Origin of the sequence: Modicisalibacter tunisiensis, assembly GCF_020148005.1 — a bacterium.
In the GTDB taxonomy this organism is placed as follows: Bacteria; Pseudomonadota; Gammaproteobacteria; order Pseudomonadales; family Halomonadaceae; genus Modicisalibacter; species Modicisalibacter tunisiensis.
On the sequence record NZ_JAGXFD010000001.1, the window covers coordinates 2,056,058 to 2,079,631 of the forward strand.

Here is a 23,574-nt window from a genome sequence, read left to right on the forward strand (position 1 = left end):
CGCATGACGCAATACAGTGCCTCTTCCATCGAGGTCCTCTCGGGCCTCGAGCCGGTGCGCAAGCGCCCCGGCATGTACACCGACACCACGCGGCCCAACCACCTGGCGCAGGAAGTCATCGACAACAGCGTCGACGAGGCGCTGGCCGGCTACGCTCGGGAGATTCGCGTCCGGCTGCTCGATGACGGCGGCATCGAGGTCAGCGACGATGGCCGCGGCATGCCCATCGACATTCATCCCGAGCACGGCCTGTCGGGGGTCGAACTGATCCTCACCAAGCTCCACGCCGGCGGCAAGTTCTCGCAGTCCAGCTACCGCTTCTCGGGCGGCCTGCACGGCGTCGGGGTCTCGGTGGTCAATGCGCTCTCCGAGCGCCTCGAGGTCGAGGTCTGCCGCGACGGCAGTCGCCATGCCATCGCCTTCGCCAAGGGCGAGAAGGTCGAGGAACTCAGCGTGATCGGCAGCTGTGCCAAGCGCGCCACCGGCACGGTGGTGCGCTTCTGGCCCGAGACCGCCTACTTCGATTCGCCCAAATTGTCGCTGCCGCGGCTCAAGCACCTGCTGCGCGCCAAGGCGGTGCTGTGCCCCGGCCTCAAGGTGGTGCTCACCGAGGCCGATGGCGCCACCAGCGAGTGGCAGTACGAGGACGGCCTGCGCGACTACCTGGCGCAGACCAACGACGGCTTCGCGGTGCTTCCGGAATCGCCCTTCGTCGGCCATTTCGCCGACGACGAGCAGGGCGTCGACTGGGCGATCCAGTGGCTGCCGGAGGGGGGCGAGCCGCTGATGGAGTCCTACGTCAACCTGATCCCCACGCCGCTCGGCGGCACCCACGTCAACGGCCTGCGCTCGGGGCTGCTCGAGGCGCTGCGCGAGTTCTGCGACTACCGCAGCCTGCTGCCGCGCGGCGTCAAGCTCACGCCGGACGACCTGTGGGAGCGGGTGTCCTTCGTGCTCTCGGTGAAGATGCTCGACCCGCAGTTCGCCGGCCAGACGAAGGAGCGGCTGTCGTCGCGCACCGTGGCCGGCTTCGTCTCCGGGGTGGTCAAGGATGCCTTCTCGCTGTGGCTCAACCACCACGTCGACCAGGCCGAAGCGCTCGCCGAACTGGTGATCAGCGCCGCCCAGCGTCGCCAGAAGAGCGCGAAGAAGGTGGCCCGCAAGAAGGTCACCGCGGGACCGGCCCTGCCCGGCAAGCTGGCCGACTGCTCGGGGCAGGACCCGGCGGCCAGCGAGCTGTTCCTGGTCGAGGGCGACTCCGCCGGCGGCAGCGCCAAGCAGGCCCGGCATCGCGAGACCCAGGCGATCCTGCCGCTGCGCGGCAAGATCCTCAACACCTGGGAGGTGGATTCCCACGACATCTACAACTCCCAGGAGGTCCACGACATCGCCGTGGCGATCGGTGCCGACCCGGGCAGCGGTGACCTGACCAAGCTGCGCTACCACAAGATCTGCATCCTCGCCGACGCCGACTCCGACGGCCTGCATATCGCCACCCTGCTGTGCGCGCTGTTCGTGCGCCACTTCCCGGCGCTGGTCGATGCCGGTCACGTCTACGTGGCGATGCCGCCGCTGTACCGCATCGACCTCGGCAAGGAGGTCCACTATGCCCTCGACGAGAGCGAGAAGGCGGCGATCCTCAAGCGCTTGGAGGGCAAGCGCGGCACGCTAAACGTCCAGCGCTTCAAGGGCCTCGGCGAGATGAGTCCGCTGCAGCTGCGCGAGACCACCATGGCGGCCGACACCCGGCGGCTGGTGCAGCTGACCCGGGCCGACGGCGACGGCACCGGCGAGATGCTCGACATGCTGCTGGCCAAGAAGCGGGCCGCGGACAGGAAGAGCTGGCTGGAAGACTACGGCAACCTGGCCGATATCGAGGTCTAGTCCCTTCGGGGAGCTGCAAGCGTTAAGCCGTAAGCTGTAAGAAAAGTCCGTCGATCATGGAGTGGCTTGCCGCTTCAAGCTTACGGCTTACCGCTCTTCCCGGACGTATCGTGCGGGCACCGCCCGCGAAGTTTCCATGATGGCAGACAGGGCCCCGTACCCATGACCATGGATATCCACGTGGAGGAAGGCGACGTCGAACGCCTTTCCCTGAAGGAATACACCGAGAAGGCGTATCTCGACTATTCGATGTACGTGATTCTCGATCGCGCGCTGCCGCACGTCGGCGACGGCATGAAGCCGGTCCAGCGGCGCATCATCTACGCCATGCGCGAGCTGTCGCTGACCGCCAACGCCAAGTACAAGAAGTCGGCGCGTACCGTCGGCGACGTGCTGGGCAAGTTCCACCCCCACGGCGACAGCGCCTGCTACGAGGCGATGGTGCTGATGGCGCAGCCGTTCAGCTACCGGTATCCGCTGGTCGACGGCCAGGGCAACTGGGGCAGCCCCGACGATCCCAAGTCGTTCGCGGCGATGCGCTACACCGAGGCGCGGCTGTCCAGGTTCTCCGAGGTGCTGCTCGGCGAGCTCGGTCAGGGCACCGTCGACTGGATGCCCAACTTCGACGGCACCCTGAACGAGCCGGCGGTGCTGCCGGCGCGCCTGCCGCACGTGCTGCTCAACGGCGCCACCGGCATCGCGGTGGGCATGGCCACCGACATCCCGCCGCACAACGTCCACGAGGTGGTCGAGGCGACCTGTCATCTGCTGCGCCACCCCGAGGCCACGGTCGGCGATCTCGTCGCCCACGTCCCGGCCCCGGACTTTCCCACCGAGGCGGAGATCATTTCCTCGCGGGCCGACCTCGCCAAGCTCTACGAGAGCGGCCGCGGCTCGGTGAAGCTGCGCGCCCGCTACAGCCTGGAGGAGGGCAGCGTGGTGATCACCGCGCTGCCCTACCAGGTCAGCGGGGCCAAGGTGCTCGAACAGATCGCCGACCAGATGCAGAAGAAGAAGCTGCCGATGGTCGCCGACCTGCGCGACGAGTCGACCCACGAGACGCCCACGCGGCTGGTCATCGAGCCGCGTTCCAGCCGTGTCGATATCGAGTCGCTGATGGCGCATCTGTTCGCCACCACCGATCTCGAGAAGAACGTGCGCGTCAATCTCAACGTCATCGGCCTCGACGGCCGCCCGCGGGTGCTGTCGCTGGCCGAGATGCTCGGCGAGTGGCTGCGCTACCGGCGGGCCACGGTGCGCCGGCGGCTCGAGCACCGGCTGGGCAAGGTCGAGGATCGCCTGCACATTCTCGAGGGCCTGCTCGCCGCCTACCTCAACATCGACGAGGTGATCCGCATCATCCGCGAGGAGGACGAGCCCAAGCCGGCGCTGATCGAGGCCTTCGGCATTTCCGAGCGCCAGGCCGAGGCGATCCTCGAGCTGCGCCTGCGCCACCTGGCGCGTCTCGAGGAGATGAAGATCCGCGGCGAGCAGGATGACCTCCAGGCCGAGCGCGAGCGACTCAAGGAGCTGCTCGGCAACGACGCGGCGCTCACCGACCTGATCGAGGAGGAACTGCGCGAGGCCGATCGCGAGTACGGTGACCCGCGCCGCTCGCCGATCGTCGAGCGCGAGGAGGCCCGCGCGCTGTCCGAGGTCGAGCTGATGGGCGCCGACCCGGTCACCGTGGTGCTCTCCGAGAAGGGCTGGATCCGCAGCGCCAAGGGCCACGAGATCGACCCGGCGGGGCTCTCCTACAAGGCCGGGGACCGCTTTCATCTGGCGGCGCGCGGCAAGACCAACCAGCCGCTGGTGCTGCTCGATGACAGCGGGCGCGCCTATACGCTGAGCGCGCACAACCTGCCCAGCGCCCGCAGCCAGGGCGAGCCGATCACCGGGCGCATCAACCCTGCCGCCGGTGCGCACATGGTGGGCGTGCTGCTGGCGCCGCCCGAGACCCGCTATCTGCTGGCCTCCGATGGCGGCTACGGGTTCTGTACCTCGCTGGAGGCCCTGACCGGCAAGAACAAGGCCGGCAAGGCGGTGCTCAGCGTGCCCAAGGGCTGCAACGTCCTGCCGCCGCGCCGGGTGCCGGAGTCGGCCGAGGGAGCCCGGGTCGCGGTGGTGTCCAACGAGGGACGGCTGCTGGTCTTCGAGCTCGATCAACTGCCGGAGATGGCCAAGGGCAAGGGCAACAAGATGCTCGACATTCCCGGTGCGCGTGCCGCGCGGCGCGAGGAGTTCGTCCGCGACTGGATCGTGCTGGCCCCCGGCGCGCCGCTGGTCGTGCAGGCCGGCAAGCGCAAGCTGACCCTGAAGCCCGACGATCTGGCGTATTATGCCGGTGAGCGTGGCCGGCGCGGCAGCAAGCTGCCCCGCGGCTTCCAGAAGGTCGACCGGCTCGAGACGGACGCCTGAGAGACGGGCCGCGGGGCTCGCCCGCGGCCCGGGGCGTGTCGCGACTCATGATGTGAGGATGCAATGACACAACGATTTCTGATCCGTGCCACGGGCAGCGCCACGCCCGGCCAGCTGGCCGGGCTGGGCAAGGCGCTGGCCACCTGCGGCGCGCGGCTGCTGGACATCAACCAGAGCGTGACCTTCGGCATCGTCGACTTCGAGGCGCTGGTGGGCCTCGATCACGACGCCAGCCTCGAGGCCACGCTGGCCGAGGCCGGCGACCACCTGGGGCTCGACGTCCAGGCCATCCAGGTCGCCGCCGAGGACTATCATCGCTGGAGCGCCCAGGCCAGCCGGCCCCGGCTGATTCTCACCCTGCTGGCGCCGCGCCTGCCGGCGGGGATTCTCGCCGAGGTCGGCGCACTGACCGCCGAGCACGGCCTGACCGTGGAACTGATCCACCGCCTGTCGGGGCGTGAGCCGCTGGGCGGCACCCCGCTGGACGGCGAGGTGCCCGAGCACGGTGCCTGCGTGGAGTGCTGGCTGCGCGGCGAGGAAGTCGATCTCGAGGCTCTGCGAGAGCGGGCGCTGGCGCTGGGCGCCATGCACGGCGTGGACATCGCCATCCAGGAGGACTCGATCTGGCGGCGGCATCGTCGGCTGATCTGCTTCGACATGGATTCGACGCTGATCCAGACCGAGGTGATCGACGAGCTGGCGCGACGCCACGGCGTCTTCGAGGAGGTGGCCGCGGTCACCGAACGCGCCATGCGCGGCGAGCTGGATTTCCAGCAGAGCTTTCGCGAGCGCATGGCCAGGCTCCGGGGGCTCGACGAGTCGGTGCTGGCCGAGATCGCCGAGAGCCTGCCGCTGATGGACGGCCTCGAGCGGTTGATGGCCCACCTCAAGCGGCTGGGCTATCGCACGGTGATCCTCTCCGGCGGCTTCACGTATTTCGCCCGCCACCTCCAGCAACGCCTGGGGTTCGACGAGATTCATGCCAACGAGCTGGTGATCGAGAACGGCAAGGTGACCGGCGAGGTGCGCGAGCCGATCGTCGATGCCGATCGCAAGGCGGCGCTGCTCGCCGAGATCGCCGAGCGCGAGGGGCTGCGCCTCGAGCAGACCATCGCCGTGGGCGATGGCGCCAACGACCTCAAGATGCTGGCCACCGCCGGGCTGGGCATCGCCTTTCGGGCCAAGCCGCTGGTGCGCCAGCAGGCCCGGCAGTCGATCTCCACGCTGGGCATCGATGCCGTGCTCTATCTGATCGGCTATCGCCACGGGGACCTGGAAGCCTGATTTCGTGGCCTGATCACCCACTCATCGGGAGCGGCCGCGTCAGGGAGGCCGGGCCGCTCCGTCCCGACGGGAAACACATCCATGGAGACACTCAGCGAGACACCGACCCAGGTGGTCGATCATCCGCGGGAAATCGCCGACATGCTCGAGGGGCTGACGCAGCCCGGCGATATCTCGCTGATCTTCGAGGACCGGGCGTCGGTGCCGCACTCCGTTCTGCTGGTCGAGTACCAGGAAGGCGAGCACCTGATACTCGACGTGACGGCGGTGCCGGAGGTGGCCAGCGGTCTGGTGGCGGAGCGTCCGTTCCGGTTGTCGGGGCAGGCAAGCGGGGCGATGGTCTCGACCCACCCGATGACGGCAAGCCCCATGAACGTCACGCCCGGACGCCTGCGCTTCTGGTGCCCGTACCCCGAAACGCTCGACGTCTGGCACCGCCGCCATGCCTTCCGGGCCGAACTCAGGTCGGGCATGCAGGTGCCCGTGGAGATCACGCTCGACACCGGCGAGACGACGCGCACGATCCGCGGTGAGCTGCTGAATCTCTCGCTGGGCGGCTGCCTGCTGCAGCTGCCCCTCGGTGCGGCGGTGCACCTGGAGCAGGGCCAGACGCTCGATCAGGTCGTGGCGATCTTCCCCAGCGGCCAGCGCCTCGAGGCACGCGGCGAGGTGCGTCACGTCACCTCGGATGATCGCTGGCAGCGGGCGCTGGTCGGCTTTGCCTTCGACGACACGGCACCGCGTTTCGAGCGTCTGGTGTGGTATCTGGTCAAGGAGATCGAACGCGAGAGCGCCCGGGACGCCGTCAACGGCCGCAACCTGGCGCCGTCGCCGCTGTTCCAGGCGCCCGCCGACAAGGCGGCGTCGCTGGCGGCCCAGACCGCCACCGAGACACGCTATGCCACGCCCATGGCGCGCCGTCTGGCCAAGGTGGCCGACCTGATCAATGCTCAGGTGCTCGAGCTCAAGCAGGGCCAGCGCGTGGACAGCGCCCGGCTGTCGAAGGCCAGCGACCTGCTGCTGAGCCTGCTGGAGCAGGACCGCGAGGCGGTACTGTTCGCGACCGGCTGCCTGCATCGCGAGCCGGTGATCGTGCAGCACGGCATCACCGTGGCCGCGCGACTGGCCGACCTGGTGGCCAGCCGCCAGGTCCCGCGCGAGCTGCTCAAGGCGGTCGTGGCCACGGCGCTGGTGCACGACCTGGGCAAGGCGCTGCTGCCCGATGCGCTGCTGGCCGCCCGGCAGCTCGACGAGGCGCAGTACCGGCAGCTGACGGAACACGTCGAGACGCTGCGCGAGCGCCTCGGCGAGTGTCGCTGGCTGGCGCCGGACGTCATCAGGAGCGTGGTCGTCGAGATCAACGAGCGCCTCGACGGCAGCGGCTATCCGCGGGGGCTGTCGGGCGAGGCGCTGTCGACGCTGGGCCGGGCCGCCGCGGTGGTCGACGTCATGGATGCCATGGCGCGGCGCCGCCCGGACCGCCCCGCCCGGGGCATCGAGGCCATCTATCGCCACCTGCTGACCCACGGCGAGCAGTTCGATTCCCAGTGGGCGCAGCGCTATATCCGCCGCTTCGGCCTGCAGCCGATCGGCAGCCTGGTGGCCTATACCAGCGGCGCGGTCGGCTGGGTCCATCGGCTCGACGAGAAGGGCAACCCGGCGCTGGTGCACGTGGTGCGCAACCGCTTCACGCCTGACCGGCGCCTGGACCAGTGGGCCCGGGGGCGCGAGATCGAGCGCCTGGGGCGCTTCGAGCAGCTGCTCGACCCGGAGGGCGAAGGCTTGACCCCCTGCTAAGGCGCGGTCGCGATGGGCGAACCGGGGACGAGCAGGCTACAGTGAAGGCATCGCCACAGACTTTCCAAGAGGCTGCCATGACCTATTCGCCCGATGTTCTCGATGCGCTCAATCTGCTCTGCCTGTTCAATCTCGACACGCGCCAGGAGGGCCTCAAGGTCCACGGCTCGGCGGATCCGGACCGGGTGGCGGCGGCGCGTCGCCTGTACGATCAGGGGCTGGTGACCCAGGCCGACGGCGGTTACCTGACCGAGAGAGGGCGCGAGGCGGCGGAACAGGCGCAGGCGCTGTGGCGGTTGCTGGTGGCAGAGCCGGTGACCACGGGGTGAGGCCGGGCTGCCCCCCGACGCCCTCGTCAGGGCCGGCCGCGATTGCCTTGGCTGGGCGGGGTGGAGTTGACAAGCCCCGCGGGAATTGATTTCTTGAGGCCATGACACACGGTATTGCGACTTTCTCACTAGCGTCACGACTACGCCTGCGCGCCGGCCTCTGAAGCCGAAGCGAGGCGTGTTGCCGTCCGGACGTTCAGCCAATCACGAGAAAGCCCCATGCCGCTCCATCCTTTCCGATACCCCATGACGACCGTCACCCCGACGCCGAGCGCGGCCCCTGTCGCGCGCGTCGCCGGCCGGTGCGCGGAACGTGTCGAGCCCGCCAGCCACGCCCCGCCGACGATGCCGTCGGCGGGGCGTTGCCGTTGTGGCCCGGCTCGCGCGTCCCGTCGTCGTCACGCCGAGGAGACTACGCCATGATGTTGCCCGATCCGTCCGTCAAGTATCGTCCCTTCGAGGCCGTCGATCTGCCCGATCGCCAGTGGCCCAGTCGCCGGCTGACCCAGCCGCCGCAGTGGTGCAGCGTCGACATGCGCGACGGCAATCAGGCGCTGATCGATCCCATGGACCTGGAGCGCAAGCGGCGCTTCTTCGAGCTGCTGGTGCAGATCGGTTTCAAGCAGATCGAGGTGGGCTTCCCCTCGGCCTCGCAGATCGACTTCGATTACGTGCGCGAGCTGATCGACAACGACCGGGTGCCCGACGACGTGACCATCCAGGTGCTGACCCAGGCGCGTCCGCACCTGATCGATCGCACCTTCGAGGCGCTCAAGGGGGCCAAGCGGGCCATCGTTCACGTCTACAACGCCACCGACCCGGTGTTCCGGCAGGTGGTGTTCGGCGTCGACAAGGCCGAGTGCATCCAGATCGCCACCGACGCCACCACGCTGATCAAGCAGCGCATGGCCGAGCATCCGGAGACCGAGTGGACCTTTCAGTACTCGCCGGAGCTGTTCACCTCCACGGAGCTGGACTTCGCCGTGCAGATCGTCGACGCGGTCAGCGCCACCTACGGCCCGACGCCCGACAAGCCGATGATCGTCAACCTGCCGGCCACCGTGGAAATCGCCACGCCCAACCATTACGCCGATCAGATCGAGTGGTTCTGCCGGCATGTGGCGCGGCGCGACAGCCTGATCGTCAGCCTGCACCCGCACAACGACCGCGGCACCGGCGTCGCCGCGGCGGAGCTGGGGGTGATGGCCGGCGCCGATCGGGTCGAGGGTACGCTGTTCGGCAATGGCGAGCGGACCGGCAACGTCGACATCGTCACCCTGGCGATGAACCTCTATACCCAGGGCGTGCATCCGGGGCTCGACTTCTCGAACATCACGCCGGTCATGCGCGAGGTGGAACACTGCAACCAGCTGCCGGTGCATCCGCGCCACCCCTATGTGGGCGACCTGGTGTTCACGGCGTTCTCCGGCTCGCACCAGGATGCCATCAAGAAGGGCATGGCCGAGCGCCGCGACAACCCCGAGGGCATCTGGGCCGTGCCCTATCTGCCCATCGACCCGCTCGACGTGGGCCGCACCTACGAGGCGGTGATCCGCGTCAACAGCCAGTCGGGCAAGGGCGGCGTGGCCTACCTGCTCGAGGAGGAGTACGGCATCGAGCTGCCGCGCCGGCTGTCCATCGAGTTCAGCCAGGTGGTGCAGGCGGTGGCCGAGCGTACCGGCCGCGAGATCACCGCGGAGATGATCTATCAGGCCTTCGCCGATGAATATCTGGCGGCGGATTCCCACTACCGCCTGCTGCATCATCGCCTGAGCTCCGAAGGCGACGGGCCGCGCCTGCAGCTCGAGGCGACGCTGGCCGTCGACGGTGACACCCGCGAGGTGCGCGGCATCGCCAATGGGCCGCTGGATGCCTTCGTCAAGGCGCTGGCCGCCGACGGCCGCGACATCGAGATCATCGATTACCACGAGCACGCCCGTGGTCAGGGGTCCGACGCCGAGGCGATCGCCTACGTGGAGGTACGCATCGCGGACCGGTCGGTGTTCGGCGTGGGCATCGACGAGAGCATCACCAGCGCATCGATGAAGGCCGTGCTGGGGGCGATCAACCGCCACCTGACCGCCGACCAGGCCGTGGCGCCCAACGTCACCGCCGAAACGCTGGCTTGAACCGAGTTCAGGCAGCAGTAAGCGGTAAGCGATAAGCTGGCAGTAATAACCCCCAAGGCCTCGCCTGGGGGTTCTTGTTGCTCACGGCTCACAGGGGCGTCTTGCTTGCCTCGCCGGGGATTTCTCGCACCAGCCGCGGCAGCAGGAAGCCGGCCAGGCGATCGCGCAGGGCGCGGTGCAGGGCACGCGCCTCGCCGTCGGGCACGTCGAAGTGCGCCGCGCCGGCCACCGGGTCCAGCACGTGCAGGTAGTAGGGCAGGATGCCGGCGGCGAACAGCGCCTCCGACAGCTCGGCGAGCACGGCCACGTCATCGTTGACGCCGCGCAGCAGCACGCTCTGGTTGAGCAGGGTCACGCCGGCGTCCTTCAGCCGTGCGCAGGCGGCGATCACCGCGTCGTCGATCTCGGCGGGGTGGTTGATGTGCAGCACCATCACCGTCTGCAGGCGCGTGGCGGCCAGCCAGTCCAGCAGGGCGTCGTCGACCCGGTCGGGAATCACCACCGGTAGCCGGGTGTGGAGACGCAGCCGCTGCAGGTGCGGAATCGCCGCCAGCTCCTCGACCAGCCATGCCAGGCGCGCATCGCTGGAGGCGAGCGGGTCGCCGCCGGAAAGGATTGCCTCGCGAATGGTCGTGTCGGCGCGCAGGTAGTCGAGGCTTTCCTGCCATTGCTCGCGGGACGGCGAGTTCTCGGCATACGGGAAGTGGCGGCGGAAGCAGTAGCGGCAGTTGATCGCACAGGCCGGGCTGGTGATCAGCAGCACGCGCCCGACATACTTGTGAATCAGCCCGCGCCGCGGGGTATGCTCCGCCTCGGCCAGTGGGTCGGTGACGAAACCCGGCGGCGTGCGGGTCTCGGCCGTTACCGGCAGTACCTGGCGCAGCAGCGGGTCGGCCGGGTCGCCGAGGCGGATGCGTCGCAGGTAGGCCTCGGGCACGCGCACCGCGAACAGCGCGTGCCCGGCGTCGGCCCCGGGCAGCCAGGCCGCGTCGAGGCCGAGACGCTCGAGCAGCTCGTGCGGGTCGCGCACGGCGCGGCTCAGCTGGGTCTGCCAGGATTCGGTCCGGTGAATCGGGTTGGCGGGCACGGCGTCCGTGCGCTGCAAAAGACGCGGGCTTCGGGTTATCATTCGGGGCACCATTCGATGGGGCGAGGCCGTGCGGCCTGGCCGAAAACATTACGTGCGTGGCCGCCAGGCGGCGCGCCGAGATCATCAGCGAGGAATCATGGCGAGCTATTCTACCAACGAATTCAAGGGCGGTCTGAAGGTGATGCTGGACGGCGATCCCTGTGCCATCGTCGACAACGAATTCGTCAAGCCGGGCAAGGGCCAGGCCTTCAACCGTGTCAAGCTGCGCAACCTGATGACCGGTCGTGTCTGGGAGCGCACCTTCAAGTCCGGCGAATCGCTGGAAGCTGCCGACGTTCTCGAGCTGGACATGGAGTACCTCTACAACGACGGCGAGATGTGGCACTTCATGAAGACCGACGGCTCCTTCGAGCAGTATGCGGTCGACAAGCGGGCGCTGGGCGACACCGAGAAGTGGCTCAAGGAGCAGGTGGCCTACACGGTGACGCTGTGGAACGACAACCCGATCAGCGTCTCGGCGCCGAACTTCATCGAGCTGGAAGTCACCGAGACCGATCCCGGCCTGAAGGGCGATACCGCCCAGGGCGGCTCCAAGCCGGCGACGCTGTCCTCCGGCGCGGTGGTGCGGGTGCCGCTGTTCATCAACGAGGGCGAGGTGCTGAAGGTGGATACGCGCTCCGGCGAGTATGTCTCTAGAGCGTAATCGGCGCTATTGCGCTCGATGATACGGCGTTGAAGCCGGGCTCGGGCGCGAGTCCGATCGGCTTGCTCATTTACTGGAGTAAATTCCGCCGACTCGCCCGGCTTCGCCTTGTCTCATCGTCGCTCATGATGCGCCTGCCCAGGGGCGCTTCTCTGGGATGAGGTCTCCCGGTCATGAACAGTTATTGCCACGCTTACGGGCGTGGCTTTTGCGTTAGAGGAAGAGTATGGCAAGCGATTGGCAGCCCACAGCAGAGATCGCGACGCTGCGCGAGCGGGCGCGGCTGCTGGCCCGGGTGCGGGCGTTCTTCGCCGAGCGCGACGTGCTGGAGGTGGAGACGCCGGTGCTGGGCCGCGGCGGCAGCACCGACGTGCATCTGGATTCGCTGTGCACCGAGGCGAGGACGCCGGCGGGGCGCGAGCGGCTGTGGCTGCAGACCTCGCCGGAGTTCGCCATGAAGCGCCTGCTGGCGGCGGGCAGCGGCCCGATCTTCCAGCTGGCGCGCTGCTTCCGCGACGGCGAGACGGGGGCGCGGCACAACCTCGAGTTCACCATGCTCGAATGGTACCGGCCGGGCTTCTCGCTGGCGGCGCTGATCGACGAGACCGAGGCGCTGGTGAGAACCCTGCTGCCCGGGCGCGGCGCCTGTCGCCGGCATCGCTATCGGGCCCTGTTTCGTCAGCGGCTCGGCGTGGACCCGTTCACCACGCCGCTGGCCGAGCTGCGGCGGCTGGCGGGCGAGCGCGGCGGCCTGGACATGCGCGATGCCGATCGCGACGGCTGTCTGGATCTGCTGATAAGCTTCGCCATCGAGCCGCACCTGGGGCGCGAGGGCATCGACGTGGTGGTGGACTACCCGGCCAGCCAGGCGGCGCTGGCGCGCCACGGCGTCGACGACGAGGGCGACGCCGTGGCCGCGCGCTTCGAGCTCTACGTCGACGGCCTGGAGCTGGCCAACGGCTACGATGAACTCGTTGATGCCGACGAGCAGGCCGCCCGCTTCGCCGCCGACAACGCCGCCCGCGAGGCCGCCGGCAAGCCCGCGGTGGACGTCGACCAGCGCCTGATCGCCGCGCTCGAGGCGGGCATGCCCGAGGGCAGCGGGGTGGCGCTGGGCATCGATCGGCTGATCCAGCTGGCGCTGGGCCACCGCGAGCTGGCCGAGGTGCTGGCCTTCCCCGCGTCGCGCTGCTGAGTCTGATTCAGAACGCTTCTCGCTCCGGCAACAAGGCCTGGCGCGGGTGCCGTAACCCCCTCCCTGGGCGCTACCCTTGCCATCTACCGCCATGACGAGTGGCAATGCCGAATGGAAGGAAGTGCTTCAGCCCGAGACTGCCGGGCTGGCTCACTGGCATGGCCGGTCAGATGGCTTTCATGAGCGGCGCCTCGATGAGACGGGGCTTGCCGAGCGGGCATCCACATGCCTGCGGAACTCGGGCAATGCCTGTACGCCCAGATCGGCAGCCTCAACGGCGCCGGCGAGGTAGCCCGGGAACCCGGGTGACCACTCGCTGGCGATACCGGTCAGGCGTTCATGCCAGGGCCCGGTCGCGGCCGTGGCGGTGGGTGCCGCGGCGTGCTGGGCGACAGGTTGCCGGTCGGCGGCGGTGGCCGTGCAGGAATCCTGAGCCCAGTCCTTGATGAAGTCGACTGCCGGTGTCGCGGCCCGAGGACCGAACAGGCGCGCCATCTGCACGCGACAGTGCAGGCGAAGCTGGTCATCGGGAATGCTTTTGCGGGTCTGTGCAGGCATCCCAAGGAAGCCGAACAGCGCCGCATGGCCGCCTGGCACGGATGCGTCGTGGATCTCGCCCAGCGGGCCGAGGGCGCTGCGGGCCTCGCCGGAGAGTCCCTGTTCGCGCCAGAACGGCTGATCGTAGAGGGCGATGTATTTGGCGTGGGGCGCCATCCAGGTGGGCGTCCCGCGCCACTGTCGGGCAAGTGCCCGCGGCAGGGAGGGGGAGAAGGTGATGTTGCCCTCGGCCAGTCGTGGCGGCACTGCCAGCAGTACCCTCTCGGCGCGCTGGATCATGGTTCGCCCGGATGCGTCTTCGCTGTCCAGCTCGATGTGCGATGCTGTCGCGCGCAGGTGATGAACCCTCTGGCCGGTGAGGATACGTGTCGTATCCAGGTGCCGGTGGAGGGCATCGGCCAGCGCGCCCATTCCACCGATCAGGCGCATCGAGGGGGGTGAGTTCGCGAAGCCTTGCAGCCGTGTGGGAGGCTCATCGGGCGAGCGCTCCATCAGCATGTCTCCGGTCTCGAACTGCGCGAAACGCTCCAGGCCCAGCTCCTCGGCGAGACAGCCCAGCCGATGCTGGAAGCCGGGCCAGAACCAGGTCGGTCCGAGATCGAAGTGGTCGACCGTTTCCGGCGATGTCCCTGATGCGGATGCCGATTCAATGCGACCTCCAAGGCGATCACGGGCCTCGAGGAGCAGGTAGTCTCGAATGCCTGATTTCTCGAGCCGGAAAGCGGCATACAGGCCCGCCAGTCCCGCCCCGACGATGGCTATACGCGTGGTGCGCATTCAGAGGCCTCTGCTGTTATCCGGCTCAGATGACCGGTCTTCAAATAGAAGGTGGCACCCTCCGGGCCGGCGATTAGCCGTGGCTGATCGCCGATGGGCAGGCGGATCCAGCTATCCGGCGGATGGCCTTGCCCCTCGATGACCAGTTCACCTTTCAGTACCAGCAGCTCGGCGCCGCCCGCTGCCTCGTCGGGAAAGGCGGCGTTCGGCGCCAGGCGCTGCAGGCTGACTCGCTCGGTGCCACGGGAGAACAGAGGGCAGACGTCGCGACCCTCTTGACGGTGCCAGTTCGTCGAATCGCCTGTATCGATGCGCACCTGGCTGTCATCATCCGGCGACATCTGCCGCAGCTTGACGAAGATAGTGGCTCCCTCGTGGCTGAAGGGCTGGTGGGATGAGCCTGGCGGATTGCGTATATACCAGCCGGATGGATAGTCGCCACCCTCATCGGAGAAGATGCCGGTAAGCACCAGGATTTCTTCGCCACCGGGGTGCCGGTGAGCCGGGAAGTGGGAGCTGGCGGCGTAACGCACGAGGCTGGTGGCACGGGCCTGCTCGGCCCCGATGCGGTCGAGCATCACCCGCTCGACACCGCCCTGGGGCGAGGTGACCCACCGGTGCTGGTCCGGAGTCACGTTGACGCGACGCGTGAAGTCGGCATTGACGAGCATGATGGTTCCTCCAGGCATGGGAAGAGGGGCGGCCCCCGGCGATTCGGGAAACCGGTCGCACTACCACTGGCTTTTGGTGGCGGCGGCCATGACGCCGCCATCCACGTTTCAGGTAGCTTCGGCGGTTCAACCTGTCCAGTCTGACAGCAGGCAGGCGACCACCTCGGCGACGTCCTGCGGGGTGCCGATGCGGCCGACCGGGAGACGGGGCGGGCTTTCCCGGCGTCAAGCCCCGAGGGATCTACGCGCTGACTTCTCGTGCCGCCCCTGGCCTGGTGCAGGCTCTCAATCCGCGGTGCCGGGCAGGCGCTCGGCTTGATCGGCGGCGGCCGGCGTGCCCGGCAGCTCGCCCATTGACTGGCCCATGCGCACCAGGCTGGCATCGGCCTGCAGGTCCTGGCGGAATGCCACCGGCTCGGCGGTGCACAGGATGACCGTCGAGCCCAGCTTGAAGCGGCCCATCTCCGCGCCGCGGGCCAGCTCCACCGGGGTGTCGAAGCGGGTGCTCTGGATGCGTCCGGCCAGGGGCGTGATCTGCCCGGCCCACACGGTCTCGATCGCCGCCACGATCATCGCCCCGACCAGCACCATCGCCAGCGGCCCCTGGGGCGTGTCGAAGAAGCACACCAGGCGCTCGTTGCGGGCGAACAGGTCGGGGACATGCTCGGCGGTGGCCAGATTGACCGAGAACAGCCGGCCGGGGACGTAGACCATCTCGCGCAGGGTGGCGTCCAGCGGCATGTGCACGCGGTGGTAGTCGCGCGGCGAGAGGTAGATGGTGGCGAAGCTGCCGCCGCGGAAGGCCGCCGCCCGGTCGGCGTCGCCGCCGAGCAGCGTGGTCAGCGAGTAGTGCCGTCCCTTGGCCTGGACCAGGGTGCCGTCCTCGAGGCGCCCGGACTGCGAGAGCAGGCCGTCGGCGGGCGAGACCAGCCCCTCGCCGAGCGGCCGGGCATCGTCGCGCAGCGCACGGGTGAAGAAGTCGTTGAAGCACGGGTAGGCGCGCGGATCGGGTTCGCGGGCCTGGCTCATGTCGACGTCGAAGGTGCGGATGAAGCGCCGGATCAGCCGGTCCTTCAGCCACGGCGTGCGGCATTCGGCGACGCGGCCGATCAGGCGCGACAGCCCGTGATGGGGCAGAGGGTACTGGCTCAGGGCGAACAGCTGGGCGCGATCCACGGCAGGCATCCACGGCTGGAAAACGAAGCCGCCACGATAGTCGTGGCGGCCGGGGAGCGCAATATGCGGGCTTCGGGCTCAGGGTGTCTCGACCGGGGTGTCGTCGCGGTTCCCCCATTCCTTCCAGGAACCGGCGTAGCCGCGCATGTGTTCAAACCCCAGCGCCTTGCCGACCAGCCAGGTGAAGCCGCTGCGGTGATGGCTCTGGCAGTGGGTGGCCACTTCCATGTCCGGGGTCAGCCCCAGGGCTTCGAGTTCGGTGACCAGCTCGGCGTAGTCGCGGATGCGCAGGCCGCGGTCGGGGTCCATGGCGCGGGTCCATTCCAGGTTGACCGCGCCGGGGATATGCCCGAGGCGGCGATTCTGGCCCTTCTCACCACGGTATTCCTCGGGAGAGCGGGCATCCCAGACGGCCAGCGTCCGGTCGCCGAGGCGTTCGAGAAGCTCGTCGCGAGTGATCAGTACCTCGGGGTGGCGGATCTCGGCCTGATAGTCACTGGGGTGCGGCAGGCTCGGTTCGCGGCTGGTCTCGAGCCCGTCGGCGCGCCAGGCCCGGATGCCGCCGTTGAGGTAGGAGTAGCGGGTGTGGCCGATCAGCTCGAGGGTCCACAGCAGGCGTCCGGCCCAGCCGCCGCCCTCGTCGTCGTAGGCCACGACATGGGTGTCGCGGGTCAGGCCCAGCGACGCGAACAGCTCGGACAGCGCGGCCTCGTCGGGCACGTCGTTGGGCACGTCGCCGCTGCCGGCCATCAGCCGGCGGTGATCGAGGAAGACCGCGCCGGGCACGTGTCCCTCGTCGTAGCTCTCGGCCTTGAGCGGCACGTCGATGATCAGCAGCTGGGGGGCGTCGAGCTGCTCGGCGAGCCGGGCAGGCTCCACGATCAGCGGCAGCAGGTTGTCTTCAGAGCTCATCGGCGACTCCTTTCGGTCAGCGGATGTCCGGATGATGTCACAGCCGCCGGCGGCTGGCGACCGCCGTGGCGCGGCGTGCCGTCGCGGCTCAGCGACCGGCCTGTTCGTCGAGGATGCGGCGGTAGCTGGCGAAGCGCTCGGCGCTGATCTCGCCGGCGTCGATCGCCGCCTGCAGGGCGCAGCCGGGTTCGTCGCGATGGCGGCAGTCGCGGAACCGGCAGCGGCCCAGGTAGTCGCGAAACTCGACGAAGCCGTCGGTGATCTGTGCGGCGTCGAGGTGGCCGAGACCGAACTCGCGGATGCCCGGCGAGTCGATCAGCTCGCCGCCGGCGGGCAGGGCGTAGAGCCGGGCGGTGGTGGTGGTATGGGTGCCCTTGCGCGAGTCCTCGGAGAGCGCGCCGATGCGCAGCGCCTGGTCCGGCAGCAGGCGGTCGATGAGCGAGGACTTGCCCACGCCGCTCTGGCCGACGAACACCGAGGTGCGTCCGGTGAGCTGAGCGTGCAGGGCGTCGAGGCCGGTGTCGCCCCGGGTAGTGGCGCGTACCACCGTGTAGCCGAGGCTGCGGTAGCGCTCGAGCAGGTGCGCGAGGGCGCCGCCGTCCTCGGGCAGCAGGTCGGTCTTGTTGAGCACCAGCACCGGCGTGATGCCGGTGGCCTCGGCGGCCACCAGGTAGCGGTCGATCAGGTTGGCGAAGGGCGCGGGCTCGACCGCGAAGACGATCAGGATCTGGTCGATGTTGGCCGCCACCGGCTTGAGCAGGCCGCGGGCGTCGGGGCGCTCGAGGACGTTGTCGCGTGAGTCGCGGGCCACCACCACGCCGCTGTCGTCGGCGGCCCGGCGCCAGACCACCCGGTCGCCGGTGACCAGGCCCTCGAGGTTGGCGCGCAGGTGACAGCGATGCAGGCTCGCCCCGGTGTCGCCGCGAACGTCCAGCGTGCGGCCGAAGTGGGCGATCACGCGCCCGGGCTGTTCCGGACCGTATTCGCCGGCCTCCAGCGACCGGGTCTCGCGCTCGGCCTGGCGCTCGGCACGGGCCGCGCGTTCGGCCTGGATCTTCTCGACGCGCCAGCGCTGCTGACGGGATAGCTTGCGTTTGCTCATGGGGCCTCGGCGAAGCGTACAATGGCAGGCATTGTAACCAGCCACGCCGCCGCTGTCCGACCCCTTCGCCGGATCGGGCAGCGCCGCCACCGATCAAGGAGTCCCCGATGGCCGACGCCGCCGCCCCGCGCAACGATTGCCTGGTATGGATCGATCTCGAGATGACCGGGCTCGACCCCGATCGGGAGCGCATCATCGAGATCGCCACCCTGATCACCGACAACGAGCTGAACCCGATCGCCGAGGGGCCGGTGATCGCCGTCAGGCAGTCCGATGCCCTGCTGGCGGGCATGGATGACTGGAATACCAAGACCCACGGCGACTCGGGGCTGATCGACCGGGTCAAGGCCAGCACGGTGGATACCGCCGAGGCCGAACGCCAGACGCTGGCCTTTCTCAAGCAGCACGTGGAAGCCAGCTCCTCGCCGATGTGCGGCAACAGCATCCATCAGGACCGGCGCTTCCTGGAGCGGGAGATGCCCGAACTGCTGGCGTTCTTCCACTATCGCAACCTCGACGTCTCGACCCTCAAGGAACTGGCCAAGCGCTGGAATCCGGCGGCGCTCAAGGGCTTCGAGAAGCGCGCCAGCCATCAGGCTATGGACGACATTCGCGAGTCGGTCGCCGAGCTGCGCCACTATCGGCGCACCTTCCTCAACCTCGAGGCGCCGAGGCACGACGAGGAGGAGTGAGGGCTCAGGTGTCGCGGGAGTGCGTTTATTCGCGATGAGTCGACGGCGGAAACGCCGTTGTCGGGAATGAATCCCCTCCCACAAGGGCAAGGTGGCTACTGGCTGTCTCGGAGAGTCGATCCTTGTGTGGGAGCGACTTCAGTCGCGACTGAGTGGAATCAGCCGCTGGCGATCCGTGCCTGCCGCTTGTCGCGCTGGCGCGCGAGGGCCCAGCGCACATGCTCGCGAACCAGCTCCGAGGGGTAGGCGAGCCGGGCGCGCAGCGCGGCCTCGACGGCGCGGCTCCAGGGCGCGTTGCCCAGCCCCACGGCGAGGTTGCGCAGCCAGCGTTCATAGCCGATGCGGCGAATCGCGCTGCCCGCGGTCCTGTCGAGGAACTCCGCCTCGCTCCAGGCGAACAGGGTCAGCAGGTCGGCGCGGTCCAGGTCGTGGCGGGGGGCGAAGTCGCCCTCGCGGCTGACCCGGGTGAAGCGGGTGAAGGGGCAGACCAGCTGGCAGTCGTCGCAGCCGTAGACGCGATTGCCGATCGCCTCGCGGTACTGCTCGGGAATGCTGCCATGCAGTTCGATGGTCAGGTACGAGATGCAGCGCCGCGAGTCGACCACCTTGTCGTCGACGATCGCCCCGGTGGGGCAGGCCGTACGGCAGGCGCTGCAACTGCCGCAGTGCTCGCCCTCGAAGGGCGCATCCACCGGCAGCGGCAGGTCGGTGTAGAGCTCGCCGAGGAAGAACAGTGAGCCGGCCCGGGGGTTGAGCAGCATGGCGTTCTTGCCGAACCAGCCCAGCCCGGCCTTCTGGGCCAGGGCGCGCTCCATTACCGGCGCCGAGTCGACGAAGGCACGGTAGCCGAAGGCGCCGACCTCGGCCTCGATGCGTCTTGCCAGCTCGGCCAGGCGCTTGCGAATCAGCTTGTGGTAGTCGCGACCCAGCGCATAGCGCGAGACATAGGCCTTCTCGGGTCGGCCGAGCATCTTCGTCGTCTCGACCTCGGGCGGCAGGTAGTCCATGCGCGCGCTGATCACCCGCAGCGTGCCGGGCACCAGTTCGGCCGGGCGAGTGCGCTTGGTGCCGTGCCGGGCCATGTAGTCCATCTCGCCGTGATGGCCGGCGGCCAGCCAGCGCTCGAGATGGTGCTCGTGGCTTTCCAGGTCGGTGTCGGTGATACCGACCTGCTGGAAACCCAGTTCGCGGCCCCATTGCTTGATGCGTGCGGCCAGATCGCTCGGGTCGGCCAGGTCGCGGGCGTCGGGCTGTCGGGGATGGCTGACGGTCATGAGTCCACGTCGGGTCGCTGGTGCTGCAGGAAGGCTGCAGGTGCAGGAAGAAAGAGCCGCAGCCTACACTATTCGCCAGATTCGCCAAACCATGGTCCTACCGCGGAGGAGACAATGTCGAGCCATTCCTGTCGTTCGCTCTATCTGGCCGATCAGGTGCGTGAAATCGATCGGCGGGTGATCGCTGCCAGCGCCGAGCCCGGTGATGACGCGGCGGGCTTCGCGTTGATGCGCCGGGCGGGGCAGGCCGCCTATGCCGAGCTGCGTCGCCGCTGGCCCGAGGCGCGACGGTTGAGCGTCCTCTGTGGTTCCGGCAACAACGCCGGCGACGGCTACGTGATCGCCGCGCTCGCCGCCTGCGAGGGGCTTTCGGTGCAGCTGCTCGCGGTGCGCGAGCCCGAGGCGCTCAAGGGCGAGGCGGCCCGCGCCCACGAGATGGCGGTGCTGGCCGGGCTGCGCGCCGAGCCGTGGCAGGCCGATACCTCGCTGGACGGCGAGGTGGTGGTCGATGCCCTGCTCGGCACCGGGCTGGGCGGCGAGGTGCGCGAGCCCTATGCCGGGGTGATCGAAGCCATCAACGCCAGCGGCCGGGCGGTGATGGCCGTCGACATCCCCTCGGGGCTGGCGGCGGATAGCGGGGCGGTGCTGGGCTGCGCGGTGCGGGCCGATCTCACGGTCACCTTCATCGCCGACAAGCTGGGGCTGCACACCGGCCAGGCCGCGGATCAGGTCGGCGAGCTGGCCTTCCGCGATCTGGGCGTGCCGGCCGAGGCCCACGAGAATCTGACGCCGGCCGCCGAGTATCTGGGCGCCGGGATCGTCGGCGAGGCGCTGCCGCCGCGTGCGCGGGGCAGCCACAAGGGCGATTTCGGCCATGTGCTGGTCGTCGGCGGGGCGCCGGGCTTCGGCGGCGCCGCCCTGCTGGCCAGCCAGACCGCGGCCCGGCTGGGGGCCGGCAAGGTCAGCCTGGCCACCGCGCCCGAGCATGTTGCGGCCAGCCTAACCCGCACCCCGGAGGTGATGGCCCGGGGCGTGCGTGGCGTCAGCGATGCCCGCCCGCTGCTCGACGGCGCGGATGTGATCGTCGTCGGTCCCGGACTGGGGCAGGGCGCCTGGGGCCAGGGGTTGCTGCAGGCGGCGCTGGAGGTCGGCAAGCCACTGGTGGTGGATGCCGATGCGCTCAACCTGCTGGTGACGTGCTGGCCGGGCACGCGCCGCGACGACTGGCTGCTCACGCCGCACCCCGGCGAGGCCGGGCGCCTGCTGGACTGTTCGGGTGGCGAGGTGCAGGCCGACCGGCTGGCGGCGGTGAAGCGCCTGCAGGCCGAGCGCGGTGGCACGGTGATCCTGAAGGGCGCCGGCAGCCTGGTGGCCGGTCCTTCGGGGGTCGGGCTTTGCCCCTTCGGCAACCCTGGCATGGCCAGCGGCGGCATGGGCGATGTGCTTTCGGGACTGCTCGGGGCGCTGGTCGCCCAGGGGCTGACGCTGGAGTCGGCAGGGCGGGTCGGCGTGGTGCTGCATGCCCGCGCCGCCGACCGGGCGGCGGCCGGGCAGGGCGAGCGTGGCTTGCTGGCGGGTGATCTGGCATCCTATGCGCGAATCTTGGCGAATGGCTGAACCCGTGACGACGATGGATATCTCACTGCCCGATGAAGCCGCCCAGGTCGCCTTCGGCGAGGCCCTGGGGCGGGCCCTGGCCGGCCGGGGGCGCCTCTACCTGGAGGGTGAGCTGGGCGCCGGCAAGACCACCCTGACGCGGGGTATCCTGCGGGCCTACGGTCACCAGGGGGCGGTCAAGAGCCCCACCTATACCCTTGTGGAGCCCTACACGCTGCCCACGGCCCGGGTGAATCACTTCGACCTCTATCGCCTGGGCGATCCCGAGGAGCTGGAGTTCATCGGCGGGCGCGAGTTGCTCGACGACGCGGGTCTGAGCATCGTCGAGTGGCCGAGCCGGGGCGAGGGTTTCCTGCCCGTGGCGGATCTCGTCGTCACGCTGAGTGTGGTCGCGGCAGGGCGCCGAGCCCGGTTGCAGGCGGGCACCGAGCGCGGGAGGGCGGTGCTTGCCCGGCTCGGGGATGACGAGGTCGAGGGCCGGCAATCGTCATGAGGGAGCGTGTCGCCACATTCCGTGCCCGCCTGTCTCGTCTGGCCATGACGCTGCTCGTCGGCGCCCTGGTGCTGGGCGCCATGCCCGCCGAGGCCAACACGCTCGACAACCTGCGCCTGTGGGCGGCACCCGACCACGTGCGTCTGGTGTTCGACCTCAGTGCGAAGCCCGATGCCAACATCTTCTCGCTCGACAACCCGCGGCGACTGGTCGTCGATCTGGATGACACCCGGCTGGCCTCGGGGGCGGGCACGCCCGACGTCAGCGACAGCGCCATCGACGACATCCGTACCGGCGTCCGCCACGGCAAGGACCTGCGGGTCGTGCTGGATCTCAATCGTCGGGTCGAGCAGCGTCACTTCATACTGCCGCCCAACGAGCAGTATGGCCACCGTCTGGTGGTGGATCTCGAGTATCCCGGCGAGAGCGCGGTCAAGGATCCGATCGACCCCATCGAGGCGATGATCCGCGACCAGGAAATCTCCGCCGGGCTGGCCAAGACCCAGGCCAAGGCACGGGGGCAGGAAGCCTCGCAGACGGTCAGCGCCCGTGAGAAGGCCAAGCCGCATCCCAAGCGCGACATCATCATCGCCGTGGATGCCGGGCACGGCGGCGAGGACCCGGGGGCGATCGGCGCGGGGGGCACGCGCGAGAAGACCGTCACCCTGGCCATCGCCCGACGGCTCAAGCAGATCATCGATGCCGCGCCGGGCTTCAAGGCGGTGCTGATCCGCGACGGCGACTACTACGTGGGGCTGCGCCAGCGCACCCTGCTGGCCCGCGAGCAGAAGGCGGACTTCTTCGTCTCGATCCACGCCGACGCCTTCAAGAGCCCGCGGCCCCACGGCAGCTCGGTCTTCGCCCTGTCGCAGAGCGGGGCGACCTCGGAGACCGCCAAGTGGCTGGCCGCCAGCGAGAACCGCTCCGATCTGATCGGCGGCGTCGACGGCAACCTCAACCTGGCCGACAAGGATCGCGTGCTGCGCGGCGTGCTGCTGGACCTGACGATGACCGCCACGCTCAATGACTCGCTGGCCGCCGGCAGCCAGGTGCTCGATCGGCTCGACCGCATCAACGACCTGCACAAGTCGCGGGTCGAGCAGGCCGGCTTCGTGGTGCTCAAGTCGCCGGACATCCCCTCGCTGCTGGTGGAGACCGGCTTCATCTCCAACCCGGGCGAGGCGCGGCGGCTGACCAGCGGCGCCTATCAGCGCAAGCTGGCGCAGGCGATCTTCACCGGGCTCGACGCGCACTTCCACCAGAATCCGCCGCCCAACAGCCTGCTGGCCTGGCAGCGTGACCAGCAGCGTGGCCGGCAGGCCAACGAGTATCGCATCCAGCCCGGCGACACGCTGTCCGAGATCGCCTCGCGCCACCAGGTGTCGCTCAGCGCCCTGCGCGAGGCCAACTCGCTGAAGGGCGACGCGATCCGGGTCGGGCAGGTGCTGCGGATTCCCCGGGGGTGACGAGGCC

The 23,574-nt window shown here is 69.2% G+C and carries 19 protein-coding genes; 12 read left to right on the forward strand and 7 right to left on the reverse strand.

Going from position 1 to position 23,574, the window contains the following annotated elements; genetic code table 11:
- The first annotated feature begins 3 nt into the window (after nucleotides 1–3).
- From parE to leuA, 6 genes are all read left to right on the forward strand, one after another.
- Nucleotides 4–1,884, forward strand: a complete 1,881-nt coding sequence (gene parE, locus KGQ91_RS09560) for a DNA topoisomerase IV subunit B (protein ID WP_224420881.1) — start codon at nucleotides 4–6, stop codon at nucleotides 1,882–1,884.
- Between the two features lie 162 nt (nucleotides 1,885–2,046).
- On the forward strand, nucleotides 2,047–4,302 hold the full coding sequence (gene parC / locus KGQ91_RS09565; RefSeq protein ID WP_224420882.1) for a DNA topoisomerase IV subunit A: 2,256 nt from the start codon (nucleotides 2,047–2,049) through the stop codon (nucleotides 4,300–4,302).
- Nucleotides 4,303–4,365: 63 nt separating this feature from the next.
- Complete coding sequence (gene serB, locus KGQ91_RS09570; RefSeq protein WP_224420883.1) at nucleotides 4,366–5,586, forward strand: phosphoserine phosphatase SerB; 1,221 nt, start codon at nucleotides 4,366–4,368, stop codon at nucleotides 5,584–5,586.
- A gap of 81 nt (nucleotides 5,587–5,667) precedes the next feature.
- Complete coding sequence (locus tag KGQ91_RS09575; RefSeq protein ID WP_224420884.1) at nucleotides 5,668–7,383, forward strand: HD domain-containing phosphohydrolase; 1,716 nt, start codon at nucleotides 5,668–5,670, stop codon at nucleotides 7,381–7,383.
- Nucleotides 7,384–7,460: 77 nt separating this feature from the next.
- Complete coding sequence (locus KGQ91_RS09580; RefSeq protein ID WP_224420885.1) at nucleotides 7,461–7,712, forward strand: TIGR02647 family protein; 252 nt, start codon at nucleotides 7,461–7,463, stop codon at nucleotides 7,710–7,712.
- Between the two features lie 419 nt (nucleotides 7,713–8,131).
- Nucleotides 8,132–9,841, forward strand: a complete 1,710-nt coding sequence (gene leuA / locus KGQ91_RS09585) for a 2-isopropylmalate synthase (protein WP_224420886.1) — start codon at nucleotides 8,132–8,134, stop codon at nucleotides 9,839–9,841.
- Nucleotides 9,842–9,929: 88 nt separating this feature from the next.
- Here the strand turns inward: leuA and epmB are convergent, their stop codons facing one another.
- Nucleotides 9,930–10,970 (reverse strand): EF-P beta-lysylation protein EpmB, encoded by a 1,041-nt coding sequence (gene epmB / locus KGQ91_RS09590; protein ID WP_224420887.1) that lies wholly within the window; start codon nucleotides 10,968–10,970, stop codon nucleotides 9,930–9,932.
- A gap of 97 nt (nucleotides 10,971–11,067) precedes the next feature.
- On the opposite strand from epmB, the gene efp reads away from it, so the two are divergent.
- Together efp and epmA are read left to right on the forward strand one after the other, a co-directional pair.
- Nucleotides 11,068–11,634: an elongation factor P gene (efp, locus tag KGQ91_RS09595; protein WP_224420888.1), complete on the forward strand. Its 567-nt coding sequence runs from the start codon at nucleotides 11,068–11,070 to the stop codon at nucleotides 11,632–11,634.
- Between the two features lie 226 nt (nucleotides 11,635–11,860).
- On the forward strand, nucleotides 11,861–12,829 hold the full coding sequence (gene epmA / locus KGQ91_RS09600; protein ID WP_224420889.1) for an EF-P lysine aminoacylase EpmA: 969 nt from the start codon (nucleotides 11,861–11,863) through the stop codon (nucleotides 12,827–12,829).
- A 177-nt stretch (nucleotides 12,830–13,006) separates the two neighbouring features.
- Here epmA and KGQ91_RS09605 read toward each other — a convergent pair whose 3' ends face one another.
- From KGQ91_RS09605 to rsgA, 5 genes are all read right to left on the reverse strand, one after another.
- Nucleotides 13,007–14,164 (reverse strand): flavin monoamine oxidase family protein, encoded by a 1,158-nt coding sequence (locus KGQ91_RS09605; protein ID WP_224420890.1) that lies wholly within the window; start codon nucleotides 14,162–14,164, stop codon nucleotides 13,007–13,009.
- Nucleotides 14,146–14,835: a cupin domain-containing protein gene (locus KGQ91_RS09610; RefSeq protein WP_224420891.1), complete on the reverse strand. Its 690-nt coding sequence runs from the start codon at nucleotides 14,833–14,835 to the stop codon at nucleotides 14,146–14,148. The genes KGQ91_RS09605 and KGQ91_RS09610 overlap by 19 nt, the downstream gene beginning before the upstream one ends.
- A 285-nt stretch (nucleotides 14,836–15,120) precedes the next feature.
- On the reverse strand, nucleotides 15,121–16,011 hold the full coding sequence (gene asd, locus KGQ91_RS09615; RefSeq protein WP_224420892.1) for an archaetidylserine decarboxylase: 891 nt from the start codon (nucleotides 16,009–16,011) through the stop codon (nucleotides 15,121–15,123).
- A 78-nt stretch (nucleotides 16,012–16,089) separates the two neighbouring features.
- Nucleotides 16,090–16,923 carry a sulfurtransferase gene (locus KGQ91_RS09620; protein WP_224420893.1) on the reverse strand — a complete coding sequence of 278 codons (834 nt, stop codon included), beginning with the start codon at nucleotides 16,921–16,923 and terminating at the stop codon, nucleotides 16,090–16,092.
- 88 nt (nucleotides 16,924–17,011) lie between these two features.
- Nucleotides 17,012–18,025, reverse strand: a complete 1,014-nt coding sequence (rsgA, locus tag KGQ91_RS09625) for a small ribosomal subunit biogenesis GTPase RsgA (RefSeq protein ID WP_163647523.1) — start codon at nucleotides 18,023–18,025, stop codon at nucleotides 17,012–17,014.
- Nucleotides 18,026–18,132: 107 nt separating this feature from the next.
- Here rsgA and orn point away from each other — a divergent pair, with 107 nt between their 5' ends.
- Complete coding sequence (gene orn, locus KGQ91_RS09630) at nucleotides 18,133–18,717, forward strand: oligoribonuclease (protein WP_163647522.1); 585 nt, start codon at nucleotides 18,133–18,135, stop codon at nucleotides 18,715–18,717.
- Between the two features lie 158 nt (nucleotides 18,718–18,875).
- Here orn and queG read toward each other — a convergent pair whose 3' ends face one another.
- Complete coding sequence (queG, locus tag KGQ91_RS09635; RefSeq protein ID WP_163647521.1) at nucleotides 18,876–19,991, reverse strand: tRNA epoxyqueuosine(34) reductase QueG; 1,116 nt, start codon at nucleotides 19,989–19,991, stop codon at nucleotides 18,876–18,878.
- A gap of 114 nt (nucleotides 19,992–20,105) precedes the next feature.
- Between queG and KGQ91_RS09640 the strand changes: the two genes are divergently transcribed.
- From KGQ91_RS09640 to KGQ91_RS09650, 3 genes are read left to right on the forward strand one after another with little or no spacing between them, the layout of a single operon-like run.
- Complete coding sequence (locus KGQ91_RS09640) at nucleotides 20,106–21,608, forward strand: NAD(P)H-hydrate dehydratase (RefSeq protein WP_224420894.1); 1,503 nt, start codon at nucleotides 20,106–20,108, stop codon at nucleotides 21,606–21,608.
- A gap of 13 nt (nucleotides 21,609–21,621) precedes the next feature.
- Nucleotides 21,622–22,101, forward strand: a complete 480-nt coding sequence (gene tsaE, locus KGQ91_RS09645) for a tRNA (adenosine(37)-N6)-threonylcarbamoyltransferase complex ATPase subunit type 1 TsaE (RefSeq protein WP_224420895.1) — start codon at nucleotides 21,622–21,624, stop codon at nucleotides 22,099–22,101.
- The gene (locus KGQ91_RS09650; protein ID WP_377172920.1) at nucleotides 22,098–23,567 is read left to right on the forward strand and encodes an N-acetylmuramoyl-L-alanine amidase; all 1,470 of its coding nucleotides are present in this window, start codon (nucleotides 22,098–22,100) and stop codon (nucleotides 23,565–23,567) included. The genes tsaE and KGQ91_RS09650 overlap by 4 nt, the downstream gene beginning before the upstream one ends.
- Nucleotides 23,568–23,574: the final 7 nt, after the last annotated feature.